The following is a 19,890-nucleotide window of genomic DNA, read 5'->3' on the forward strand; positions in this document are numbered from 1 at the left end:
CCCTGACTGAAGGCGTTCGTCGGGGTCTTGATGCCCGTTTATCGGTGGATCAGACGGGGATCCCTATCCACTTCGGCAGAAACGCCTTGATCCACGCTTCAACCGCTGAGTCATGCCGATGCCAGCCCGCGGTATGTTCGTGGGCTGGCTTGGAACCCGGGGCCTTGAGCCGTTCGGTGCCAAGGGACGACCAGCGATCGATCGTTTCGTAAGTGACTTCCGGGTGAAATTGCAGCGCGTAGGCGTTGTCGGCATAGCGGTAGGCCTGAACCGGAAAAGTCGTCCCCGCCGCCAGTTGCACGGCGCCCGTCGGCAAGTCGAAGCCTTCGCTATGCCACTGATAGACATGATCCGGAAAAGGAGCGCTGGCATCGGCGGTGATTTCGTGCGCCGCGGCGAGCGGAGTGATCGGGTAATAACCGGCTTCGATGCCGCCGTTGTCCAGGCCGTAGACCCGCGACCCCAAGTGGCGGGTCAGCATCTGCGCCCCCAGACAAAGCCCAAGAAACGGTTTGTCTTCTTTCAGGGGATGGGCCAGCCAGTCGATCTCTTCGCGGATGTAGGCATCGCTGTCATTGGCACTCATGGGACCGCCGAAAACCACCGCCCCGGCGTGTTCGCGCATGTCCTGCGGAAGCGGCTCGCCGAATCGCGGCTTGCGGATGTCAAGCTCGAATCCCAGTTGCTCCAACAGCTGGCCGACGCGGCCCGCCGTAGAATGTTCCTGATGCAAGATGATCAGGATCTTCCTTGATTGATCCATTGCACAATTCCATGTTGCGAAGGGTAGCCTGGTGGCTGTCCGGTTCAGATCCCAATTCAGATCGACGCTTCGAAAGGAGGACTGCCGACCCACAGTTCTGCGAAATTCTGCGCCGCCGGACCAGGTCCGAGAATGCGATCGAGTTCGGCCGTCTGAAGTCGCCGATGAAAATCGGCGTTGTGGTCGAAACGATGAAACAACATGACCATCGCGTGGGAAAACTGCACATCCTTCCACACCTGCTTCAGGGCAATGTCGGAATAGGACAGCAGCAGGTCATCCTTGTCGTGTGCATAAAACCGCTCGAAAGCGCGAGCAAGAATGTTGGCATCGGACACCGCGAGATTAAGCCCCTTGGCGGCAGACGGCGGCACGATATGTGCGGCATCTCCGGCCAGAAACAGTCTGCCTTTCTGCATCTTTTCGGCAACGAAACTCCTCAGGTGGACAATGCTCTTCTCGATAACGGCGCCGCCGTTGACTTTCTCGGGTCGGCCTTCGATACGAGCTTGCAAGAGATCCCACATTTGCGCGCCAGACCAATTGTCGGCCTGTGCGTCAGGCGAACATTGCAGGTAGATTCTTGAAACGCTGGGCGAGCGCATGGTGAACAACGCGAGCCCGGACTCGTGGCTGGCGAAGATGACGTCCCTGGAAATGGGCGACATTTCAGCCAGCACCGCCAGCCAGGCGAACGGATAAGCGTGCGAGAAAAACTTGAGGGAATCAGCGATATATGGGCGACAAATACCGTGGAAACCGTCACAACCGACGATGAAGTCGCAATCGAGCACCTGTTGTACGCCGTTGAGTTTGAACGTCACTGAAGGTGTATTGGCGTCGGCATCATGAATCTGCACATCGGCAGCGTCGAATAATAGTGGATAGTCTGTTTTCAACCGCGCAGCAATCAGATCCTTGATGATTTCCTGTTGGCCGTAGATGGTGACGGTACGACCGGTGAGTGCTTCAAAATTCAGTTCGCGTGTCGCGCCCTCATAATGAAACTGCAACGTAGAATGCACCATGCCTTCAGACGCAATTCTCGAACCGACACCACTCTCAGTCAGAATCTTCACCGTTGCTGGCGTGATCTGACCTGCGCGACTACGGCCTTCTACATACTCTTTGGGACGACTCTCGACGATGACATTGTCGATACTCATAAGAGAAAGAAGTTGCCCCAACATCAATCCGGCCGGGCCTGCTCCTACGATTGCAACCTTTGTCCGCATGGGTTTGTCCCTCTGTGTAATAAGGTTTAAGACGACTCAGTGACAGTTGTTAGTTTTTTTGATGACTGCCAGTTTGCGCGCAGGCTTTCTTTCTGCTCATCTTTTCCGGGTAATGAGTTCACTCATGTACTGATTCAAGTCACGCAGATCGTTGATGCTCCAGGCGTGCGGAGCAATTTTCACGTTGTTTTCTCGCAAGGTTTTTGGAATCAGGCTTCCACTCGGGCGAAGAATGACCGATGAAACAATCACACCGGGATAATCATTGAGCCGCTTCTTGAAGGCGGACGTGGTCAGGTCAGGCGTCGGCGGATTGCTTTTTTTCGCCAACGGCCCTGTTCCTTTGATATCGGCGCCATGGCACACGGCGCATCGCTGTGTATAAAGATTCTTTCCATTGGCATTATCCGCATAGGATAACGACGACTGAAAAACAGATAAAAAACCAAGCAGAACAACAGGTAATATCTTCATTTGCATTTATTTTATTCAGACGAACAAACCTATCCGCTCTTTTCGAAAGTCATGAGCGGCGCACAGTTGCTCACGACAAATACATGCCGTGGACAATTAATCAGTTCAGTTTGTTATCAGTTGGAAACGCGCAGGTCCACACTCGGAATGTGATTGCACCCGGACAGAGCAGAAATTGAAAGTGCGCGAGATTGCCCTGTAAAAAAGGCGCACGCAGGAGAGGATGAATGAAAGGCCGTGATATGAAACATGTCATTCCCTTGAATTGGTTTACTTATTCCAATGAGTACTATCCTTAGTCACGGATGCTAATTTCCCATTTGTTACAAGACATGTCAAGATTCAAAAACCACAATTTCATGTTGGTACGCCCTTTTTCTCGCAACCTTATGCAACGACAAGGTTAGTCATTGAACCAGGCGAAAGCCTGGACGATACGTCGAAGTACAGCGGTTGGAAAGCTCGCCGCTAGTGAATGTACCTCTCCAGACCAACCCACTGTCTCATAACCCCCATCGCCACACAGGCTCGCTTAAATGCTCGGCAAAAAAGTCCGACAGCGCCTTGATTTTTACCGGCCGGGTGCGGGCCGAGGGGGTGACGAAATACAGGCCGCCACGCGCCATGCTCCATTCCGGCAGCACCACGACCAAGCGTCCATCGGCCAGGTATTCGCTGGCTATGAATTCCGGCAGTTCGGCAATGGCCAATCCTTCAAGCAACACTGGCAATAACGCATCGGAGTTGGTCACTCTTAACGGGCCGCTGGGCACCACTCTTCTTCGGTGCCGTCTTTATGGGTGAACCGCCACACTTGGCTGCGGGCTCGATAGGCATAACTCAGGCATGTACGGGTCGCCAGTTCACGGGGGTGGCTGGGGTGGCCGTGGGCAGCTAGATACGCCGGTGAGGCAACCAGGTATTGGGTGACCGCGCACAGATGCCGCGCAACCAGGGACGAGTCCGGCATTACGGCAATCCGTAGTGCCGCATCGAAGCCCTCGGCGATCAGGTCTACCGAAGCGTCTGAAAGGTGTAGGTCAATCGACAGCTCGGGATTCAGAGTGTTCTCACTGATGCGCTTGCTCATGTCGCTTCGATGCGCAAATAAGTAGCGTTGCGCTGGGACAACCTGGTCGAGTAAGTGACGCACTATTTCCAGGGCCTGAACCGACAGCGGGACAATGTAAGGCGGTACATTTTGGTTCTGCTTACCTGGCTTTCGCATCGCTAACTGAAGTTGCTTTACGACCTCCGCTGGTATGACCCATAGCTACCTAGAGACATGCGCTTCTGCACGCCCACCCAGTAGTATCTGAAACGCCAGATTTTCCCGCCGCGGGCGGTCACGTTGAGCGCAAGCCCATCCGTGTCGCCTATTGTGTAGTCATTGCCAGTGATTCGGGTTTGCCAAACGGTCGTATCCGAGAGGGCCATAGCGAGCTCCTGAACAGAGTCAGGACCGGATGCTCGTCTCGCTATCCAAAGCTGCTCCAGCAAAAAACCGATTCAGTGCCCATCCAAATCCAAGATCCTCATTCGGGACTTAAATCGGGACTTAAAAGCACTGGATGGAGCTGGATTTCAGTGGTTTCCGCCAGAACGAAAAAAGGGCCTTTCGGCCCTTATTTCAATCACTTACAGAATTCAATGGAACTCTGTAGCGCTATATCTGGAGCGGGAAACGAGACTCGAACTCGCGACCCCGACCTTGGCAAGGTCGTGCTCTACCAACTGAGCTATTCCCGCGTCTTGGTGTGGCGCATTCTATAGATTCAGATTACGCCGTCAACCCTTTGATTCAAAAAAGTTTTATTTCGAGTCCACGTCGGTCCGCAGATGCGGCCAGGCGGCGCGCAGGTACTGGACCATCGACCACAGGGTCAAGCCCGCGGAAATCAGCAGCAGTGCATAGCCCAGCAACACCCAGAAACTGAAATCGGACGGGTTCGCCAGCAGGATCACCAGGGCCAGCATCTGGGCGGCGGTTTTCCATTTTCCGAGGTTCGATACCGCCACCTGGGCGCGGGCGCCCAGTTCGGCCATCCACTCCCGAAGTGCCGAAACGACGATCTCACGACCGATGATCACCGCCGCCGGCAAGGTCAGCCAGAGGTTGCCGTGTTCCTGCACCAGCAGCACCAGGGCCACCGCCACCATCAGCTTGTCGGCCACCGGGTCGAGGAAAGCACCGAACGGCGTGCTCTGCTGAAGCCGGCGTGCCAGGTAGCCATCCAGCCAGTCGGTGGCGGCGGCGATGGCGAATACCGAGGCGGACGCCACATAACTCCAGTGGTACGGCAAGTAGAACAGCAATATGAAGATCGGAATGAGCAGGACGCGTAGAACGGTAAGCAGGTTTGGGATATTCATCGGCACAACTGGCTGCGAGGTTGACGGGCATTCTACTCGCTATGCAGGTTTGCATAAATCGACTCAGCGAGCTTTTTACTGATACCGGGTGCTTTGGCTATCTCTTCGATGCTGGCACGAGACAGCTCCTGCAATCCACCGAAATGTTTCAACAGGTCGCGCCGCCGTGTCGGACCCACCCCTGCCACCCCCTCCAGGGTCGAGGTACGACGGGTCTTGCCACGCCGGGCACGATGACCGGTGATGGCGAAACGGTGGGCCTCGTCGCGAATCTGCTGGATCAGGTGCAGCGCCGGGGAATCCCCTTTCAGGGTGAACTCGTGGGCCGCATCGTTCAGGTACAGGGTCTCGAAACCGGCCTTGCGCGTAGCGCCCTTGGCCACGCCCAGCAGGATCAGGTCGGGCACCATGAGTTCATTGAGCACATCGCGGGCCATGGACAGCTGGCCCTTGCCACCATCCACCAGCAGGATGTCCGGAAGCTTGCCCTCCCCGTCCTTGAGCTTGCCGAAGCGGCGCATCAGCGCCTGGTGCATTGCCGCGTAGTCGTCGCCCGGTGTGACGCCCTCGATGTTGTAGCGCCGGTAATCGGACTTGATCGGGCCTTCCGGACCGAACACCACGCAAGACGCCACGGTGGCCTCGCCACTGGAATGGCTGATGTCATAGCACTCCAGCCGTTGCGGCGGCTCGTCCAGGTTGAGCACCTCGGCCAGGGCATCGAACCGCGCCGCAACGTGCTGGCGGTTGGCCAGGCGCGCCCCCAGGGCCTGCTCGGCGTTGGTCACGGCCAGTTGCTGCCAGCGCGCGCGAGTACCGCGCACGCGATGACTGATGGTCAGTTCGCGACCGCGCAGCGTATGGATGGCCTCGACCAGGGCCGGGAAATCCTCATGGACCACGTTGACGATCAATTCGCTGGGCAGGTCGCGTTCCGGACTGCTGACGTAATACTGACCAAGAAAGGCCGACATGACCTCGGCCACGTCTTCCTCGATACCTACCTGGGGGAAGAAGTTCTTGCTGCCCAGTACCCGGCCGCCCCGCACGCTGATCAGATGGACGCACGCGCCGCCCGGGTTGATGAACGCAGCGATCACATCGACGTCGCCGCTGCCGCCCTCCATGCTCTGCTGGTCCTGTACACGGCGCAGCAGGCCGATCTGGTCCCGCAGTTCGGCGGCCTTTTCGAATTCCAGGTTGATCGCCGCCTCTTCCATCGCCGCCGACAACTCATCGGTCAGCGCATTGCTGCGCCCCTCCAGGAACATCACCGAGTGGCGCACGTCCTCGGCATAGACCTGGGGCTCCACGAGCCCGACACACGGTGCCTTGCAGCGCTTGATCTGGTATTGCAGGCAAGGCCGGGTACGGTTCTTGTAATAGCTGTCTTCACACTGGCGGACGAAAAACGTCTTCTGCAACAGGCTCAGGCTTTCACGGATCGCCCCGGCGCTGGGGTAAGGACCGAAATACCGGCCTTTGGCTTTCTTTGCGCCACGGTGAATGCTCAGCCGCGGAAACGCCCCATCGGACAGAAACACGTAGGGATAGGATTTATCGTCCCGCAGCAGAATATTGTAGGGCGGCCGCCATTCCTTGATCAGCGTCTGCTCGAGCAGCAACGCTTCGGTTTCGTTGGCAGTGATGGTGGTTTCGATTTGCGCGATGCGCCCCACCAGCGCGGAGGTCTTGGGGGCCAGGCCGGTCTTGCGGAAATAGCTGGCCAGGCGCTTCTTGAGATTCTTGGCCTTGCCGACATAAAGCAGGCGCGCATCGCTGTCGAACATGCGGTACACGCCTGGGCGGCCACTGCAGGTAGACAGGAAAGCGCTTGGATCAAACAGGTCGGTCATTATCAGGCGCTGGCATCGACCATGCCGTGGCGCACCGCCAGCAGCGTCAGCTCGACGTCGCTGCTGATCGAAAGCTTCTCGAAGATGCGGTAACGGTAAGTGTTGACGGTTTTAGGCGACAGACACAGTTTATCGGAGATGATCTGCACTTTCTGGCAGCCGACAATCATCAGGGCGATCTGGATCTCCCGCTCCGACAGTGCATCGAAGGGCGACTCATTCGTCGGTTGGAAAGACTTGATGGCCAATTGCTGAGCAATCTGCGGGCTGATGTAACGCTGACCGGCGAAGACCAGGCGGATGGCCTGGACCATCTCGTTCAGGCCGGCGCCCTTGGTGAGATAACCGGCCGCCCCTGCCTGCAGCAGGCGGGTCGGAAACGGATCCTCCTCGCACACGGTCACCGCGACGACCTTGATGTCCGGGTGGCTGCGCAGCAGTTTACGCGTGGCTTCGAGACCGCCGATGCCTGGCATCTTCACGTCCATCAGTACCACATCGGGCTTCAATTCACGTGCCTTGATCAGGGACTCTTCCCCGGATTCGGCCTGGCCGACCACCTGCAGACCGTCGATGTCAGCCAGCATTCGTGTAATGCCCGTACGAACGAGATCATGGTCATCGACCACTAACACCCTAATCAAGCAGACACCTCACGATTTGGTCTTATATGGGTTGCTTCACACCTTAGCAAAAAGCTTTCGGCAGACCTAGCGCAAATGGGGCATTTAAAAGTTACAACAGATCTTCAGGGACCCGGCGGCCGAAGCGTCAAGCATCGGCGTCTCGCTGCATCCTCAGGAAACATTCGTCTTCGCCCACGACGCTCAGACCCAGGCGCTCATAAAGCCGGCGGGCTGGATTGTCCTTGAAAACCGTCAGGCGCAACGCCGGCCGACGCTCCACCCCCACCATGTCCCAAACCTGTCCGATTGCCCAGGTACCGGCGCCCTGTCCCCGAAATGCCTTGTCTATCTGCAACTCCCGGATATACAGCGCCCGGGCGTCGCGGCTCAGGCTGACAAAACCCAGCGCCTGCTCATCGCGACAGATGATCCAGTTCTGACGAATGATCCAGGCCAGGTCGAACGCCTCATCCTGCCAAAGGAGGTCATGGCGCAGATAGTAAGGCAGCATGTTCACGCAGGTCAGCTGCCGGGCGAAGCCGATATCCCCGGCGCTAGCCGCACGCCACTGGAAACTCATGGGCACCTCATTCACAAAACCCTATTCAAGCACATCGACAGTAACGTGGAGCGGGTTAAAAAAGCTGTCTGACTCTACCCAACCCGAGCGATTCCATGCACCCGATAGAATTATCTTATTGAACGTGCGCACTACCCTCTAGTAAGCTCGGGACCATTCATCGGAGACAGACCATGCGCAACGCCCTCGTACCGCTTCAAACCGCCAGCGCCCCGCGCTCGGTTGCGGCTGCCCGGGTAGATGGCAGCCCTGCTCCGGTCAACTTCTATTTTGGGTATTGGTTTAGCCACTGGCGCGCCTGATACCCCTCCGGCGCCCACTTCAAACGGGTCGCCTTCCAGAGTTCATGAACCCCCGGTCGGCCTCCCGACCGGGGGTTTTGTTTTTCTGGGCCGAACATTTTTGCAACACCGACAACTTGAGGATTCAGCCATGAACTACGCCACTTATTACCGTTACGACACGTTTGCCGCCTGGCGATTTACCAGCCACCGCTCGGGACAGCCTGCCGCCTCCGATCGGTCACCTATCGGTGGCATGCCTGCATTGCCGGCCAATACGGCCAATTGTCGAACACCTCAATAGGACCGACGCGCGGGAACACGCCCGCTGCTGGTCCAGGAAGCCTTATCATGAATTCGTCCGTCTCCGCTCTGCCGCTGTCCACGCTCACCCCCGCCAACGAAGCCCTGACCCTGCGGTTGCCAAGCTCGTTGCAGCTCAAGCACCAACTGCCCCTCAGCCACGCGTTGAGCCAACAGGTCAACGACCACCGCCAGGCCATCCGCGCGATCCTGAACGGTGAGGATGCCCGGCTGCTGGTCATTGTCGGCCCATGCTCCATCCACGATCCGAAATCCGCCCTCGAATACGCCGCGAACCTGGCCCACCTCGCCCAGGAGGTACGCGACAGCATGCTGCTGGTGATGCGCGCCTACGTGGAAAAGCCCCGCACGACGGTGGGATGGAAAGGCCTGGCGTACGACCCTCATCTGGACGGCAGCGATGACATGGCGGCGGGCCTGACCCTGTCCCGCCAATTGATGCGCGAAGTGCTGCGACTCGGCCTGCCCGTCGCCACGGAACTGTTGCAACCCATGGCCGCCAGCTACTTCGACGACTTGCTCAGCTGGGTCGCCATCGGCGCTCGCACCACCGAATCCCAGATCCATCGGGAAATGGCCAGCGGCCTCGGCATGCCAGTAGGCTTCAAGAACGGTACGGACGGCGGGGTTGGCATCGCCTGCGACGCCATGCGCTCCGCCGCCCATCCTCATCGGCACTTCGGCGTCGACAGCCAGGGGCACCCGGCGATCATCCAGACCCAGGGCAACCCCGACACCCACCTGGTGCTGCGCGGCGGCCACCGTGGCCCCAACTTCGATCGCCAGAGCGTCGCGCAGATCCACAATGACCTGGACCGCCTCCGGATACCGGCCCGGATCATGGTGGACTGCAGCCATGCCAACAGCGGCAAGGATCCGTTGCGCCAGCCACAGGTGTTCAACGATGTGCTGGAGCAGAGGCTGCAAGGCAACCGTGCCCTGATGGGCATGATGCTGGAGAGCCATCTGTTCGAAGGCTGCCAACCCATCGGCCCGTCGATGCGCTACGGCGTATCGGTGACCGACGGCTGCCTGGGCTGGGACGCTACCGAGCGACTGCTGCGCGAAACCCATCGCCAGTTGATTTCAGCCCGCTGAATGCTCGAGGGCGCCCTCCTCCTGGAGGGCGCCGCTGGAACGGACATCCACCAGTACCCCGGGAAAATGTTGGCTCACGTCATCCAGCCGCTCGACCTGATAACGAATGCGCACGGACCGGCCGAGCTGGCCCTGCCAATAGGCGGCGGGTACGTGGAAGGCAACCGGTTGACCAACCATGGCCGCGACCACTTCGCGCTCCTCCACATGGCTGTAGTTCCCATCGCATTGCAGCCAGATCCATTCGCCAACCTCGAAGTCGACCGCCTCGATGACTACGGTGACCCCATCGTCCAATGTATCGACGTCCACATCACCCTCCTTCAAGCCCAGGATCCGCGGCGCCCTCAACGGTTGGCGAACCAGGGCGCCGATATGCAATGACAGGACCTCGGCGCGGCGCACCGAATGCCCACGCCTGACGACATAGGCCAGGTCCAGGTGATGCCCAGCATGGGGCGCGAACTGCGAGGCATCCAGCCAGAACGACACCTCTCGACCAACGGCATGGGCCTCGATATCCAGCACATCGCGCCAGAGTGCCGTGCCTCCCCGACGGCCCATCAGGATCAACCGGTCCCCGACCGCCATTCGCGGATAAGGCCGGATGACCACGCACGTACCCTCGGGCACACGGCCGGGGTCGAGACTGCCGCCCACCGCATCCACGGCGATGGGCGGCAAAAGCTGCAGGGGAGCGTCCCCGATCATCAGCTGCAAGGGTTCGGAATCCATGGGCGCGGGCAATCTCCTGCCGATGACCCGATAGGAAATCTCCAGGGAGCCGCTGTCCAGTTCAGCGATATGAGGGGCACGCACGACAAACGTGATGTCCCGATCGACCTGTCGCTCGGTGACGCAGCGGCGGACTTCGTGGCGATACGGCTCGCCATCGCAATCGAGACCGTGCCAGAGCAGCAGCACCTCGTCGCCGCACGTCATCATCGGATAGGGCTTGATGGTCACGACGGCCCTGCGCCAGGCAGGGTCGATCACTCCCGCCCTTGCAGACGCCAGAATGGGGGCCCGCAATGTCCTGCGGGCACTGGGCCGGATTCGCCGGCCAGATAGATCAGTGGTCATGTGCAACTTCCAGTCCGTGGATAAAGGCGCTGCTCCTGCAAAGCGCCCGATGGGACCATTAAAGCGCGACCGCCCACGACGCACAGTCAGACGAGACGACAGGGAAAGTGGTCCCTTTGCACCCAAGACTGTAGCTGCTCGCGACCGAGCCTATCGGACGCATCCCGATACCAAACAGCCCGCTCAACACGCTTCTGATCTTTCCCGCTTTATCTATTCCGTTTTCGACGGGCGATAACGGTTTCTTCCTACACCTCAGCACAAGGGGCTGCATTAGAGTGGCGTCGTCAATTCAACATGAACCTCTTCGAAAAAGGTACGAACATGCAACGGAATGCAACCACACAATTTCCCATCCTGTTGGTCCATGGTTTGTTCGGGTTTGACAGGGTCGCAGGTGTTGAACTTTTCCATGGAGTCAAACAGACACTGCGCGCCGCCGGCGCACGGGTGTTCATTCCCTATCTATCGGCCACCCACGCCAACGAGGCACGCGGAGAAGAGCTGCTGGTCCAGATCGACCGCGTCCTGGCTGGCACCGGTGCCGCCAGAGTCAACCTGATCGGCCACGGCCAGGGTGCGCTGGCGGCCCGTTACGCCGCGGCTGTGGCCCCTGACAGGGTCGCTTCGGTGACATCGGTCAGTGGCCCCAATCATGGCTCCGAACTGGCCGATTTCCTGCGCAAGGCACTCACCCCTGGACGCTTGCCGGAACATGTGGCGAGCCGGGTCGCGACCCTGTTCGCCGATTTCATTTCGTTGCTCAGCGGCCAGGCGCAGCTTCCCCACGCCGCCATCGCGGCACTGGCGGCGCTCACCACCGAAGGCGTGGGCGCTTTCAACGACAAGTATCCCCAAGGTTTGCCAAAGAACTGGGGCAGCAAGGGACCGGACCTGGTCAATGGCGTGCGTTACTACTCCTGGAGCGGTACGTTGCAGGAGATTCCCAGCGACGGACACGACGCGACGGCCCCGCTCCAGGCGTTCTGCCGGGCCTTCTCCGAATACTTCATCACCGAAGCCGGGCAGAACGACGGCCTGGTCGGGCGTTTCAGCTCGCACCTGGGCAAGGTCATTCGCTCCGACTACCCCATGGACCATATGGAAGCCGTCCACCCCGGATCCGGGCGCGCGCGCAAGGGCGCGGACCCGACAGCTCTGTATGTGCAACATGCCGAACGCCTGCGCAAAGCCGGCCTTTGATCGTCAGGCCCAAGGTTTTGACGCAATTTTGACAACAACCCGCGAGTGAATCCGGTAGGCTCAACACCTTTGAAGACACCTGAAGGAATTTTCCAATGGCCAAAGCCACTGCCCGCCACATCCTGGTTTCCACCGAAGACAAGTGCAACGAACTGAAGGCCCAGATCGAAGCCGGCGCCGATTTCGCCGAAGTCGCCAAGGCCAACTCCTCCTGCCCTTCCAGCCGCCAGGGCGGCGACCTGGGTTCGTTCGGCCCGGGCCAGATGGTCAAGGAATTCGACACCGTGGTATTCAGTGCGCCGATCAACGTGGTGCAGGGTCCGGTCAAGACCCAGTTCGGCTACCACCTGCTGGAAGTCACCAGCCGCCAGGACTGATCCCGGTCCTTCGACGCAACGGCCCGCCCTACGTGGCAACGCCGCTCACTTGAAGAAGTGAGGTGAGCCCTGTGGCGAGGGAGCATGCTCCCGCGCCACAGGACTGGCGATCAGTGCGCCGCTCGCGTACAAATCGTGCTCATCGATCACCCGGCTTTAAGGCTGACAATGCGACTGGCGTTCCCCTCACTGCTGTTGACTGCCGTATTCCTGCTCACAGGCGCCACCGGCGTGGATGCCGCACCGCAACATGCCCTGACCGTCTATGGCGAGCCAGCCAGGTACCCCGAAGGCTTCAGTCACTTCGCCTACGTCAATCCCCAGGCTCCCAAGGGCGGTACCCTGCGCCGCTCGGCCATCGAGATCGGTCATTTCGATCACGTACTGCCGTATATCGACAAAGGCATCGGCGTCAGCCAGATTGACGGGATGCTGTATTCGCCGCTGGCCCAACGTTCGCTGGACGAGCCTTACACCGTCTATGGCCTGGTGGCGGAAAAAATGGAGCGCTCCGACGATGGGCTGTCACTGCGTTTCTATCTGAACCCCAAGGCCCGCTTCGCCGACGGCAAGCCCATCACCGCCCAGGACGTACGCTACAGCTTCGAACTGCTGACGACCCAGGGCAGCCTGCGCTACCGCACCCAGTTCGCGGCGGTCAAAGGCGTTGAGGTGGAAGCCGAACGTACCATTCGCTTCGACTTCAAGAACAACGAAAGCCGTACCCTGCCCCTGGACATCGCGACTCTGCCAGTCTTCCCGGAACATTGGTGGAAAACCCGCGATTTCGCGGGCGGTGGCGGCTACGAGGCACCACTGGGCAGCGGCCCGTACCGGGTCGACAAGATCGACTCGGGACGCAGCATCACCTTCGAGCGCAACGCCGACTGGTGGGGCAAGGACCTCCCGGTCAGCCGAGGCCTCTACAACTTCGATCATTTCAGCATCGAATATTTCGGCGACACCGATGTGGCCCGCCAGGTACTGCGCGGCGGCGCCTACGATTACAACCGGGAATTCTCCGCCACCGGTTTTTCCATCGGCTACGACAGCCCGGCGCTGCACGACGGACGCCTGCAGAAAGCCCATCTGGCCACCGAGGCTCCGCAGACGGCCCAGGGATTCGTGTTCAACCTGCAAAAGCCGCAGTTCCAGGATCGCCGCGTGCGCCAGGCGCTGGCCATGCTCTGGGATTTCGAATGGAGCAACCGGCAGATGATGCGCAACCTGTACGTGCGCCAGCAGAGCTTCTTTTCCAATACCGATCTGGCCGCCCGGGAACTGCCCGACGCCGGCGAACGGGCGATCCTCGAGCCGTTGCGCGACAAAGTCCCCGACGAAGTCTTCACCCAGGTATTCCAGGCTCCCAGGACCGATGGCAGCGGCATCATCCGGGACAAGCAATTGCAAGCCCTGGCACTCCTGGAACAGGCCGGCTGGAAACCCGACGGCGACCGCCTGGTGAACGCCGAGGGCGAACCGCTGAGCTTCACCTTCCTGATCAGCCAGAACGGTATCGACCGCCTCCTGCTGCCCTATAAAAGAACCCTGGCGCAGATCGGCATCGACATGAACATCCGGCGCATCGACCCTTCCCAATACATCAATCGCCTGATGAGCCGCGACTACGACATGATCGTCACCGGCTATCCCGTCAGTGCCTCACCAGGCATGGAGCTCTACAACTATTTCGGCTCGGCGTCGGCCAACGACCCGGGCGCCAACAATTACATGGCCCTGCAGAATCCCGCTGTCGACAGGCTGATCGACGGCCTGGTCAAGGCCACCACCAAGGATGACATGCTCCGTCATGCCCACGCCCTGGACCGTGTGCTGCAATGGAATTACTACTGGATCCCCAACTACTACCCGCCGGGCAGTTCCACCGTGTGGTGGAATCGCTTCGGCATTCCGAAAGTCCAGGCCAGCAACGATGAAGCCATCGAAAGCTGGTGGGAAATCAGTACCACGCCGCTGACCAACGAACAGATGACCGCCGAACGCATCAAGCGCGGCTCCCCCGGAGGACGGCACTGATGTGGGCCTATGTCGCGCGGCGCCTGCTGCTGATCATTCCAACCCTGGTGATCATCCTGCTGGTGAATTTCGTCATCGTGCAGGCCGCACCGGGCGGGCCGGTGGAACAGGCCATCGCCCAGCTGCAAGGCATTGGCGGCAGCGGTGTCGGCAGCTCGGGCAATGCCATGACCGGCAGCTCCCGGGCCAGTCGCGGGCTCGATCCGCAATTGATCAAGGACATCGAGAAACAGTACGGTTTCGACAAACCGGCCCACGAGCGCCTGTGGCTGATGCTCGGCAGCTATGCCCGGCTGGACTTCGGCAACAGTTTTTTCCGCGGTGCCACGGTCACCGACCTGATCCTGGAAAAGATGCCGGTGACCATTTCTCTCGGGCTCTGGGCCACGCTGATCACTTACCTGGTGTCGATTCCCCTGGGGATCCGCAAAGCCGTTCACCACGGGTCCGCGTTCGATGTGTGGAGCAGCACGGCGATCATCATCGGCTACGCCATGCCGGCCTTCCTGTTCGCCATGTTCCTGATCGTGGTGTTCGCCGGCGGCACGTCGCTGAACTGGTTTCCGGTGCGCGGACTGGTGTCGGACAACTTCGATTCGTTGTCGACCCTGGGCAAGATCGCCGATTACTTCTGGCACCTGGTGCTGCCGGTCACGTCCCTGGTGATCGGCGGCTTCGCCACCCTGACGATCCTGACCAAGAATTCGTTCCTCAATGAAATCACCCGTCAATACGTGGTCACTGCAAGGGCCAAGGGCATGAGCGAGCGCCGGGTGTTGTATGGCCATGTCTTTCGCAATGCGATGCTGCTGGTGGTGTCGGGGATCCCCCAGGCATTCATCAGCGTGTTCTTTGCCGGCTCGCTGTTGATCGAGGTGATCTTTTCCCTCGATGGCCTGGGACGCATGAGTTATGAGGCCGCCGTGTCCCGGGATTACCCGGTGGTGTTCGGCTCGCTGTTCATCTTCACGCTGTTCGGCCTGCTCATCAAACTCATCGGCGACCTGTGCTACACCCTGGTGGACCCCCGTATCGATTTCGCCGCGAGGAACGCCTGATGTTCAAGCTTTCCCCGTTGGGTCGTCGACGTTTCGAGCGCTTCAAGAAAAACCGACGCGGCTGGTGGTCGCTGTGGCTGTTCATCGGTCTGTTCATCCTGACCCTGGGCGGCGAACTCATCGCCAATGACAAGCCCCTGGTGGTGAGCTACCAGAACTCCCTGTATTTCCCGGTATTCAAGCGCTACACCGAGCGGGAATTCGGCGGGCAGCTGCCGTTCCAGGCCGATTATCGCAGCGGCTACGTGCAGGACCTGATCCGCAAGGACGGCGGCTGGCTGCTGTTCCCACCGATTCCGTTCAGCGACGACACGCCCAACTACGAACTCAACCAACCGTCTCCGAGCCCACCCTCCTTCGTCAACTGGCTGGGTACCGACGACCAGGCCCGGGACGTACTGGCCCGGGTAATCTTCGGCGCGCGGGTGTCGATCCTCTTCGCCCTGGCCCTGACGGCCATCAGCGCGCTGATCGGCATCACCGCCGGTGCGCTGCAGGGTTACTACGGCGGCTGGGTGGACCTGCTGGGCCAACGCCTGCTGGAAGTCTGGTCCGGGCTGCCGGTGCTCTACCTGCTGATCATCCTGTCCGGCTTCGTGGAACCCAATTTCTGGTGGCTGCTGGGGATCATGGCGCTGTTTTCCTGGCTGGCCCTGGTGGACGTGGTCCGCGCCGAATTCCTGCGCGGGCGCAACCTCGAATACGTGAAAGCCGCCAGGGCCCTGGGCCTGACCGACCGCAAGGTGATCGTGCGGCACATCCTGCCCAACGCGATGAACGCCACCCTGAGCTACCTGCCCTTTATCCTGACCGGGGCGATTTCCACCCTCACGGCCCTGGACTTCCTCGGTTTCGGCATGCCGGCCGGCAGTGCGTCCCTGGGGGAACTGATTGCCCAGGGCAAGCAGAACCTGCAGGCACCGTGGCTGGGGCTGACGGCCTTCTTCACCCTGGCGCTGATTCTTTCCCTGTTGGTATTCATCGGCGAGGCGTTGCGCGATGCATTCGATCCTCGATCCTGATCCTGATCCGCGGTCATGAAGCGAAATTCCGAAATGAGCGACAACCTGATCGAAATCCGCGACCTGAGCGTGGCCTTCAATGACAACACCGTGGTGCGCAACCTGTGCCTGGATATCCGCCCGGGCGAGTGCCTGGCCCTGGTGGGCGAGTCAGGCTCCGGCAAATCGGTGACCGCTCATTCGATCCTGCAATTGCTGCCCCAGACCGGCACCCGCACCACCGGCAGCATCCGCTATCGCGGCCAGGAACTGGTGGGCGCCGAGGCCAGCACCCTGCGTGAGCTGCGCGGCAATCGGATCGCAATGATCTTCCAGGAACCGATGACCTCGTTGAACCCGTTGCACAGTGTCGAAAAGCAGATTGGCGAAACCCTGATGCTGCACAAGGGCCTGGGCGGCAAGGCGGCGCGACAGCGCATCCTTGAACTGCTGGCACTGGTGGGTATCCAGAACCCGCTCGAACGGCTCAAGGCCTACCCCCATCAACTGTCCGGCGGCCAGCGACAGCGGGTAATGATCGCCATGGCCCTGGCCTGCGAACCGGAGCTGTTGATCGCCGACGAACCGACCACCGCCCTGGACGTGACCGTACAGCGCAAGATCCTGCTGCTGCTCAAGTCCTTGCAGCAAAGGCTCGGCATGTCACTGCTGCTGATCAGCCACGACCTGAACCTGGTACGCAGCATTGCGCAACGTGTGTGTGTGATGAAGGCCGGGGAAATCGTCGAGCAGGCGCCCTGCGAAATCCTCTTTGACGCCCCGAAACATCCCTACAGTTGCGAGCTATTGCACGCCGAACCCGAAGGCGAGGCCCTGCCCCGGGACGAACGGGAAGATGTCTTGCAGGTCCGGGACCTGCGGGTGAGTTTCGCCCTGGGCGGTGGATTGTTCCGCCGCAGGGAATACTTGCGGGCCGTCGACGGCATCAGCCTGAATATCCAGCGGGGCAAGACCCTGGGCATCGTCGGGGAGTCCGGTTCCGGCAAGTCGACCCTCGGCCAGGCGATCCTGCGGCTGATCGAATCCAACGGCAGCATCCGCTTCCAGGGCCAAGCCCTCGACCAGCTGTCGCAGAAGGACCTGCGGCCATGGCGCAAACAGATGCAGGTGGTGTTCCAGGATCCGTTCGGTAGCCTCAGTCCGAGGATGTCGGTGCAACAGATCATCAGCGAAGGCCTGGAGGTCCACTGCCCCTCCAGTGCCCAGGAATGCGAAGCCCGGGTGATCCAGGCCCTTCAGGAAGTCGGCCTCGATCCCCAGAGCCGTCATCGTTACCCTCACGAGTTCTCCGGCGGCCAGCGCCAGCGTATCGCTATTGCCCGTGCATTGGTGCTCAAGCCCGCCTTGATCCTGCTGGACGAGCCCACCTCGGCCCTGGACCGCACGGTGCAGAAGCAGGTGGTCGCCCTGCTCCGTCAGCTCCAGGAACGGCACGGCCTGACCTACCTGTTCATCAGCCATGACCTGGCGGTGGTGCGGGCCCTGGCCCACAACATGATCGTGATCAAGGACGGAAAAGTGGTCGAGTGCGGCGCCAGCCATGAAGTGTTCGAGTCACCGCGCCACCCCTACACCCAGGAACTGCTGGCGGCCGCTCTTCCCAGGTAAGGGCGATGCGGCCGTAACACTCAGCTATCGCGGCGCTGATCCAGTGCCTGGGCAAATTCGCCAATCGCCTCCACCACCTGCTGCGCCCCTTGGTGGATGTCGAGAATGACGGTGCCTGCCTGGTTCGCCAGCTTCACGCCCTGCTCGGCCTTGAGGGTGCTGGACTGCATGCTGGTCACCGCTTGCCTGGCCAGATCGCGGTTCTTGCCGACGACCTCGGTGATGGCGACGGTGGCCTGGCTCGTGCGCCGTGCAAGGTTGCGCACCTCATCGGCAACCACCGCGAAGCCACGTCCCTGCTCCCCGGCGCGCGCGGCTTCGATGGCCGCGTTGAGCGCCAGCAGGTTGGTCTGCTCGGCAATGCCCCGGATGGCATCGACGATGTTGCCGATCTCCTCGGACTGAGCGCTCAATGCGCTGATGCCCGTGGCCACCCGCTGGAGTTCATCGGCGATGCTTTGCACCACGGTCACCGTCTCTTGTACGACCGCCGTGCCACGCTGGGTGTGCTCATCGGTCTGCCGGGACGTCTCGAAGGCCAGTCGCGCCGCGTTCGATTCGGTCTGGCGCTGCTCCACTTCACGGGTGTGATCGGTGGCGAACTTGACTACCCCATACAATCTTCCCTGGGCATCGTAGAGTGGGTTGTAAGTCGCCTGCAGCCAGACCGTGGCGCCTCGCTTGTCGATGCGCTGGAACAGGCCTGTCACGTATTCGCCGCGATTCAAACCCGCCCAGAACCCACGATACGCGTCACTCTGGACTTCCCCGGGCTGGCAGAACAGACGATGGTGCTGGCCGAGGACCTCTTCTAGTCGATAGCCCATCACCTTCAGGAAATTCCCATTGGCATTCACCACGTGGCCACCGAGGTCGAATTCGATAACCGCCATGGAACGGTCCATCGCCTGCCTGAAGCTGGACTCAGTCTGGCTTCGAAGGACACGCTCGTTGACGTCGCGCGTCACGCCAATGATGCGCTCCAGCGCGCCTTGCTGATCCAGCACCGGAATATAAGTGCCTTCCACCCACAGCCAATGCCCATCTCGGGCCAGATGCAAGGTTTGCACATCGACACGCTGGCCCTGCCCCAGTTGCCGCCACACGGCCGCGTATTCCTGGCTGCGCGCATAAGCGGGCTCGCAGAACATCCGGTGATGGCGGCCCTGGATATCCTCCAGGGCATAGCCCAGCATGCTCAGGAACAACGGGTTGGCGCCGAGCACCTGTCCCGCCGGGTCGAGCTCGATGATCGCCATGGCCTGGTGGAAAGCGGCCCGTTCGGCCTCGAGAGTGGCCTGCCTGGCCTGGATCGGACGCAAGGTTTCCTGATGCTTGCGAGTGCGAATGAACATGGCGGTACCACTCCGGAAACGTAAGTGCCTGGCCGTAGCCAATTGAGGCGCGATGCCTTCTTGCTGGGAGGCACTATTAAGCCACTATTTTCCGAAAACTTGTACAAGTTTATTTTCATGTACAAGATTTTATGAAACAGGAAAGCTTACTCCCGATTTCAATGCCAGCCGATCCGCCAGCGTTGCTCGTCGCGCAGTTCTATCCAGTCAAATACCTCGACGCGCCCACTGTGAACCGCCTGGATCTCGACCTGGAGGGGTACCCCCGCTTCATCGACGATCAGTTGGGTCACCAGAAAATGCTTCTCTCGATTGACGGGCTTGCAGGCCGTCCATTTGGAAAGCTTCAGCTTACGGGGATTGAATGTGTTCACGGACGCTCCAGAAAAATCAGGAAACCAGCACAAAAGCATGTACACAAATTTATATATGTACAAGTTATCCAAGAAAACACCGACGCAGCTTCGATCCTGGAATTTCCCCCGGCATAATGCGGCTCATGACGCCACCTCCGTGGACGCCGCCCATGCCTTCCCT

18 protein-coding genes, 1 tRNA gene and 3 pseudogenes are annotated in these 19,890 nt (G+C 60.1%); 7 read left to right on the forward strand and 15 right to left on the reverse strand.

The window, feature by feature from the left end; all coding sequences use genetic code 11:
- Positions 1–49: 49 nt before the first annotated feature.
- From BT179_RS00990 to BT179_RS01035, 11 genes and pseudogenes are all read right to left on the reverse strand, one after another.
- Complete coding sequence (locus tag BT179_RS00990; RefSeq protein WP_072430464.1) at positions 50–763, reverse strand: glutamine amidotransferase; 714 nt, start codon at positions 761–763, stop codon at positions 50–52.
- Positions 764–819: 56 nt separating this feature from the next.
- Entirely contained in the window at positions 820–1,998 is a 1,179-nt protein-coding gene (locus BT179_RS00995; RefSeq protein ID WP_072430463.1) for a 4-hydroxybenzoate 3-monooxygenase, read from the reverse strand.
- Between the two features lie 96 nt (positions 1,999–2,094).
- Positions 2,095–2,472, reverse strand: a complete 378-nt coding sequence (locus BT179_RS01000; RefSeq protein ID WP_072394801.1) for a c-type cytochrome — start codon at positions 2,470–2,472, stop codon at positions 2,095–2,097.
- Between the two features lie 503 nt (positions 2,473–2,975).
- Positions 2,976–3,529 (reverse strand): annotated as a pseudogene (locus BT179_RS01005) (substrate binding domain-containing protein); the annotation flags it as partial.
- Positions 3,521–3,745: pseudogene (locus tag BT179_RS27135) on the reverse strand (integrase); the annotation flags it as partial. The pseudogenes BT179_RS27135 and BT179_RS01005, both read right to left, overlap by 9 nt.
- A complete protein-coding gene (locus BT179_RS27140) occupies positions 3,718–3,909 on the reverse strand; it encodes an Arm DNA-binding domain-containing protein (protein ID WP_143148673.1) in 192 nt (63 codons plus the stop codon). The gene BT179_RS27140 and the pseudogene BT179_RS27135, both read right to left, overlap by 28 nt.
- A 236-nt stretch (positions 3,910–4,145) precedes the next feature.
- Positions 4,146–4,221: transfer RNA gene (locus tag BT179_RS01015), tRNA-Gly, on the reverse strand.
- 63 nt (positions 4,222–4,284) lie between these two features.
- Entirely contained in the window at positions 4,285–4,845 is a 561-nt protein-coding gene (gene pgsA, locus BT179_RS01020) for a CDP-diacylglycerol--glycerol-3-phosphate 3-phosphatidyltransferase (RefSeq protein WP_072394481.1), read from the reverse strand.
- Positions 4,846–4,877: 32 nt separating this feature from the next.
- Positions 4,878–6,701, reverse strand: a complete 1,824-nt coding sequence (uvrC, locus tag BT179_RS01025; protein ID WP_072394477.1) for an excinuclease ABC subunit UvrC — start codon at positions 6,699–6,701, stop codon at positions 4,878–4,880.
- 2 nt (positions 6,702–6,703) lie between these two features.
- Complete coding sequence (uvrY, locus tag BT179_RS01030; RefSeq protein WP_024781217.1) at positions 6,704–7,345, reverse strand: response regulator transcription factor GacA; 642 nt, start codon at positions 7,343–7,345, stop codon at positions 6,704–6,706.
- 127 nt (positions 7,346–7,472) lie between these two features.
- Positions 7,473–7,907, reverse strand: coding sequence for a GNAT family N-acetyltransferase (locus BT179_RS01035; RefSeq protein WP_072394474.1), 435 nt, complete (start codon positions 7,905–7,907; stop codon positions 7,473–7,475).
- A 632-nt stretch (positions 7,908–8,539) separates the two neighbouring features.
- Here BT179_RS01035 and BT179_RS01040 point away from each other — a divergent pair.
- Complete coding sequence (locus tag BT179_RS01040) at positions 8,540–9,610, forward strand: 3-deoxy-7-phosphoheptulonate synthase (protein ID WP_072430462.1); 1,071 nt, start codon at positions 8,540–8,542, stop codon at positions 9,608–9,610.
- Here the strand turns inward: BT179_RS01040 and BT179_RS01045 are convergent.
- Positions 9,599–10,693, reverse strand: coding sequence for a hypothetical protein (locus BT179_RS01045; RefSeq protein WP_256343712.1), 1,095 nt, complete (start codon positions 10,691–10,693; stop codon positions 9,599–9,601). The genes BT179_RS01040 and BT179_RS01045 overlap by 12 nt on opposite strands.
- Before the next feature lie 324 nt (positions 10,694–11,017).
- Here BT179_RS01045 and BT179_RS01050 point away from each other — a divergent pair, with 324 nt between their 5' ends.
- From BT179_RS01050 to BT179_RS01075, 6 genes are all read left to right on the forward strand, one after another.
- On the forward strand, positions 11,018–11,896 hold the full coding sequence (locus BT179_RS01050; protein ID WP_072394799.1) for an esterase/lipase family protein: 879 nt from the start codon (positions 11,018–11,020) through the stop codon (positions 11,894–11,896).
- Positions 11,897–11,991: 95 nt separating this feature from the next.
- Positions 11,992–12,273 carry a peptidylprolyl isomerase gene (locus BT179_RS01055; protein WP_003200262.1) on the forward strand — a complete coding sequence of 94 codons (282 nt, stop codon included), beginning with the start codon at positions 11,992–11,994 and terminating at the stop codon, positions 12,271–12,273.
- A gap of 168 nt (positions 12,274–12,441) precedes the next feature.
- On the forward strand, positions 12,442–14,310 hold the full coding sequence (locus tag BT179_RS01060) for an extracellular solute-binding protein (RefSeq protein WP_072430461.1): 1,869 nt from the start codon (positions 12,442–12,444) through the stop codon (positions 14,308–14,310).
- Positions 14,310–15,368, forward strand: a complete 1,059-nt coding sequence (locus tag BT179_RS01065; protein WP_072430460.1) for a microcin C ABC transporter permease YejB — start codon at positions 14,310–14,312, stop codon at positions 15,366–15,368. Before BT179_RS01060 ends, BT179_RS01065 begins: the two co-directional genes overlap by 1 nt.
- On the forward strand, positions 15,368–16,390 hold the full coding sequence (locus BT179_RS01070; protein ID WP_072394457.1) for an ABC transporter permease: 1,023 nt from the start codon (positions 15,368–15,370) through the stop codon (positions 16,388–16,390). The genes BT179_RS01065 and BT179_RS01070 overlap by 1 nt, the downstream gene beginning before the upstream one ends.
- A 33-nt stretch (positions 16,391–16,423) precedes the next feature.
- Positions 16,424–17,998 (forward strand): ABC transporter ATP-binding protein, encoded by a 1,575-nt coding sequence (locus BT179_RS01075; protein WP_072430459.1) that lies wholly within the window; start codon positions 16,424–16,426, stop codon positions 17,996–17,998.
- A 20-nt stretch (positions 17,999–18,018) separates the two neighbouring features.
- On the opposite strand, the gene BT179_RS26920 is transcribed toward BT179_RS01075, so the two are convergent.
- From BT179_RS26920 to BT179_RS01085, 3 genes and pseudogenes are all read right to left on the reverse strand, one after another.
- The gene (locus BT179_RS26920; RefSeq protein WP_231991146.1) at positions 18,019–18,576 is read right to left on the reverse strand and encodes a methyl-accepting chemotaxis protein; all 558 of its coding nucleotides are present in this window, start codon (positions 18,574–18,576) and stop codon (positions 18,019–18,021) included.
- Positions 18,574–19,353, reverse strand: a pseudogene (locus tag BT179_RS26925) (PAS domain-containing protein); the annotation flags it as partial. The gene BT179_RS26920 and the pseudogene BT179_RS26925, both read right to left, overlap by 3 nt.
- Before the next feature lie 158 nt (positions 19,354–19,511).
- Positions 19,512–19,727, reverse strand: a complete 216-nt coding sequence (locus BT179_RS01085) for a TIGR02450 family Trp-rich protein (RefSeq protein ID WP_072394449.1) — start codon at positions 19,725–19,727, stop codon at positions 19,512–19,514.
- Positions 19,728–19,890 lie beyond the last annotated feature (163 nt).

It is taken from the genome of Pseudomonas sp. NFACC43, from assembly GCF_900119645.1.
In the GTDB taxonomy this organism is placed as follows: Bacteria; Pseudomonadota; Gammaproteobacteria; order Pseudomonadales; family Pseudomonadaceae; genus Aquipseudomonas.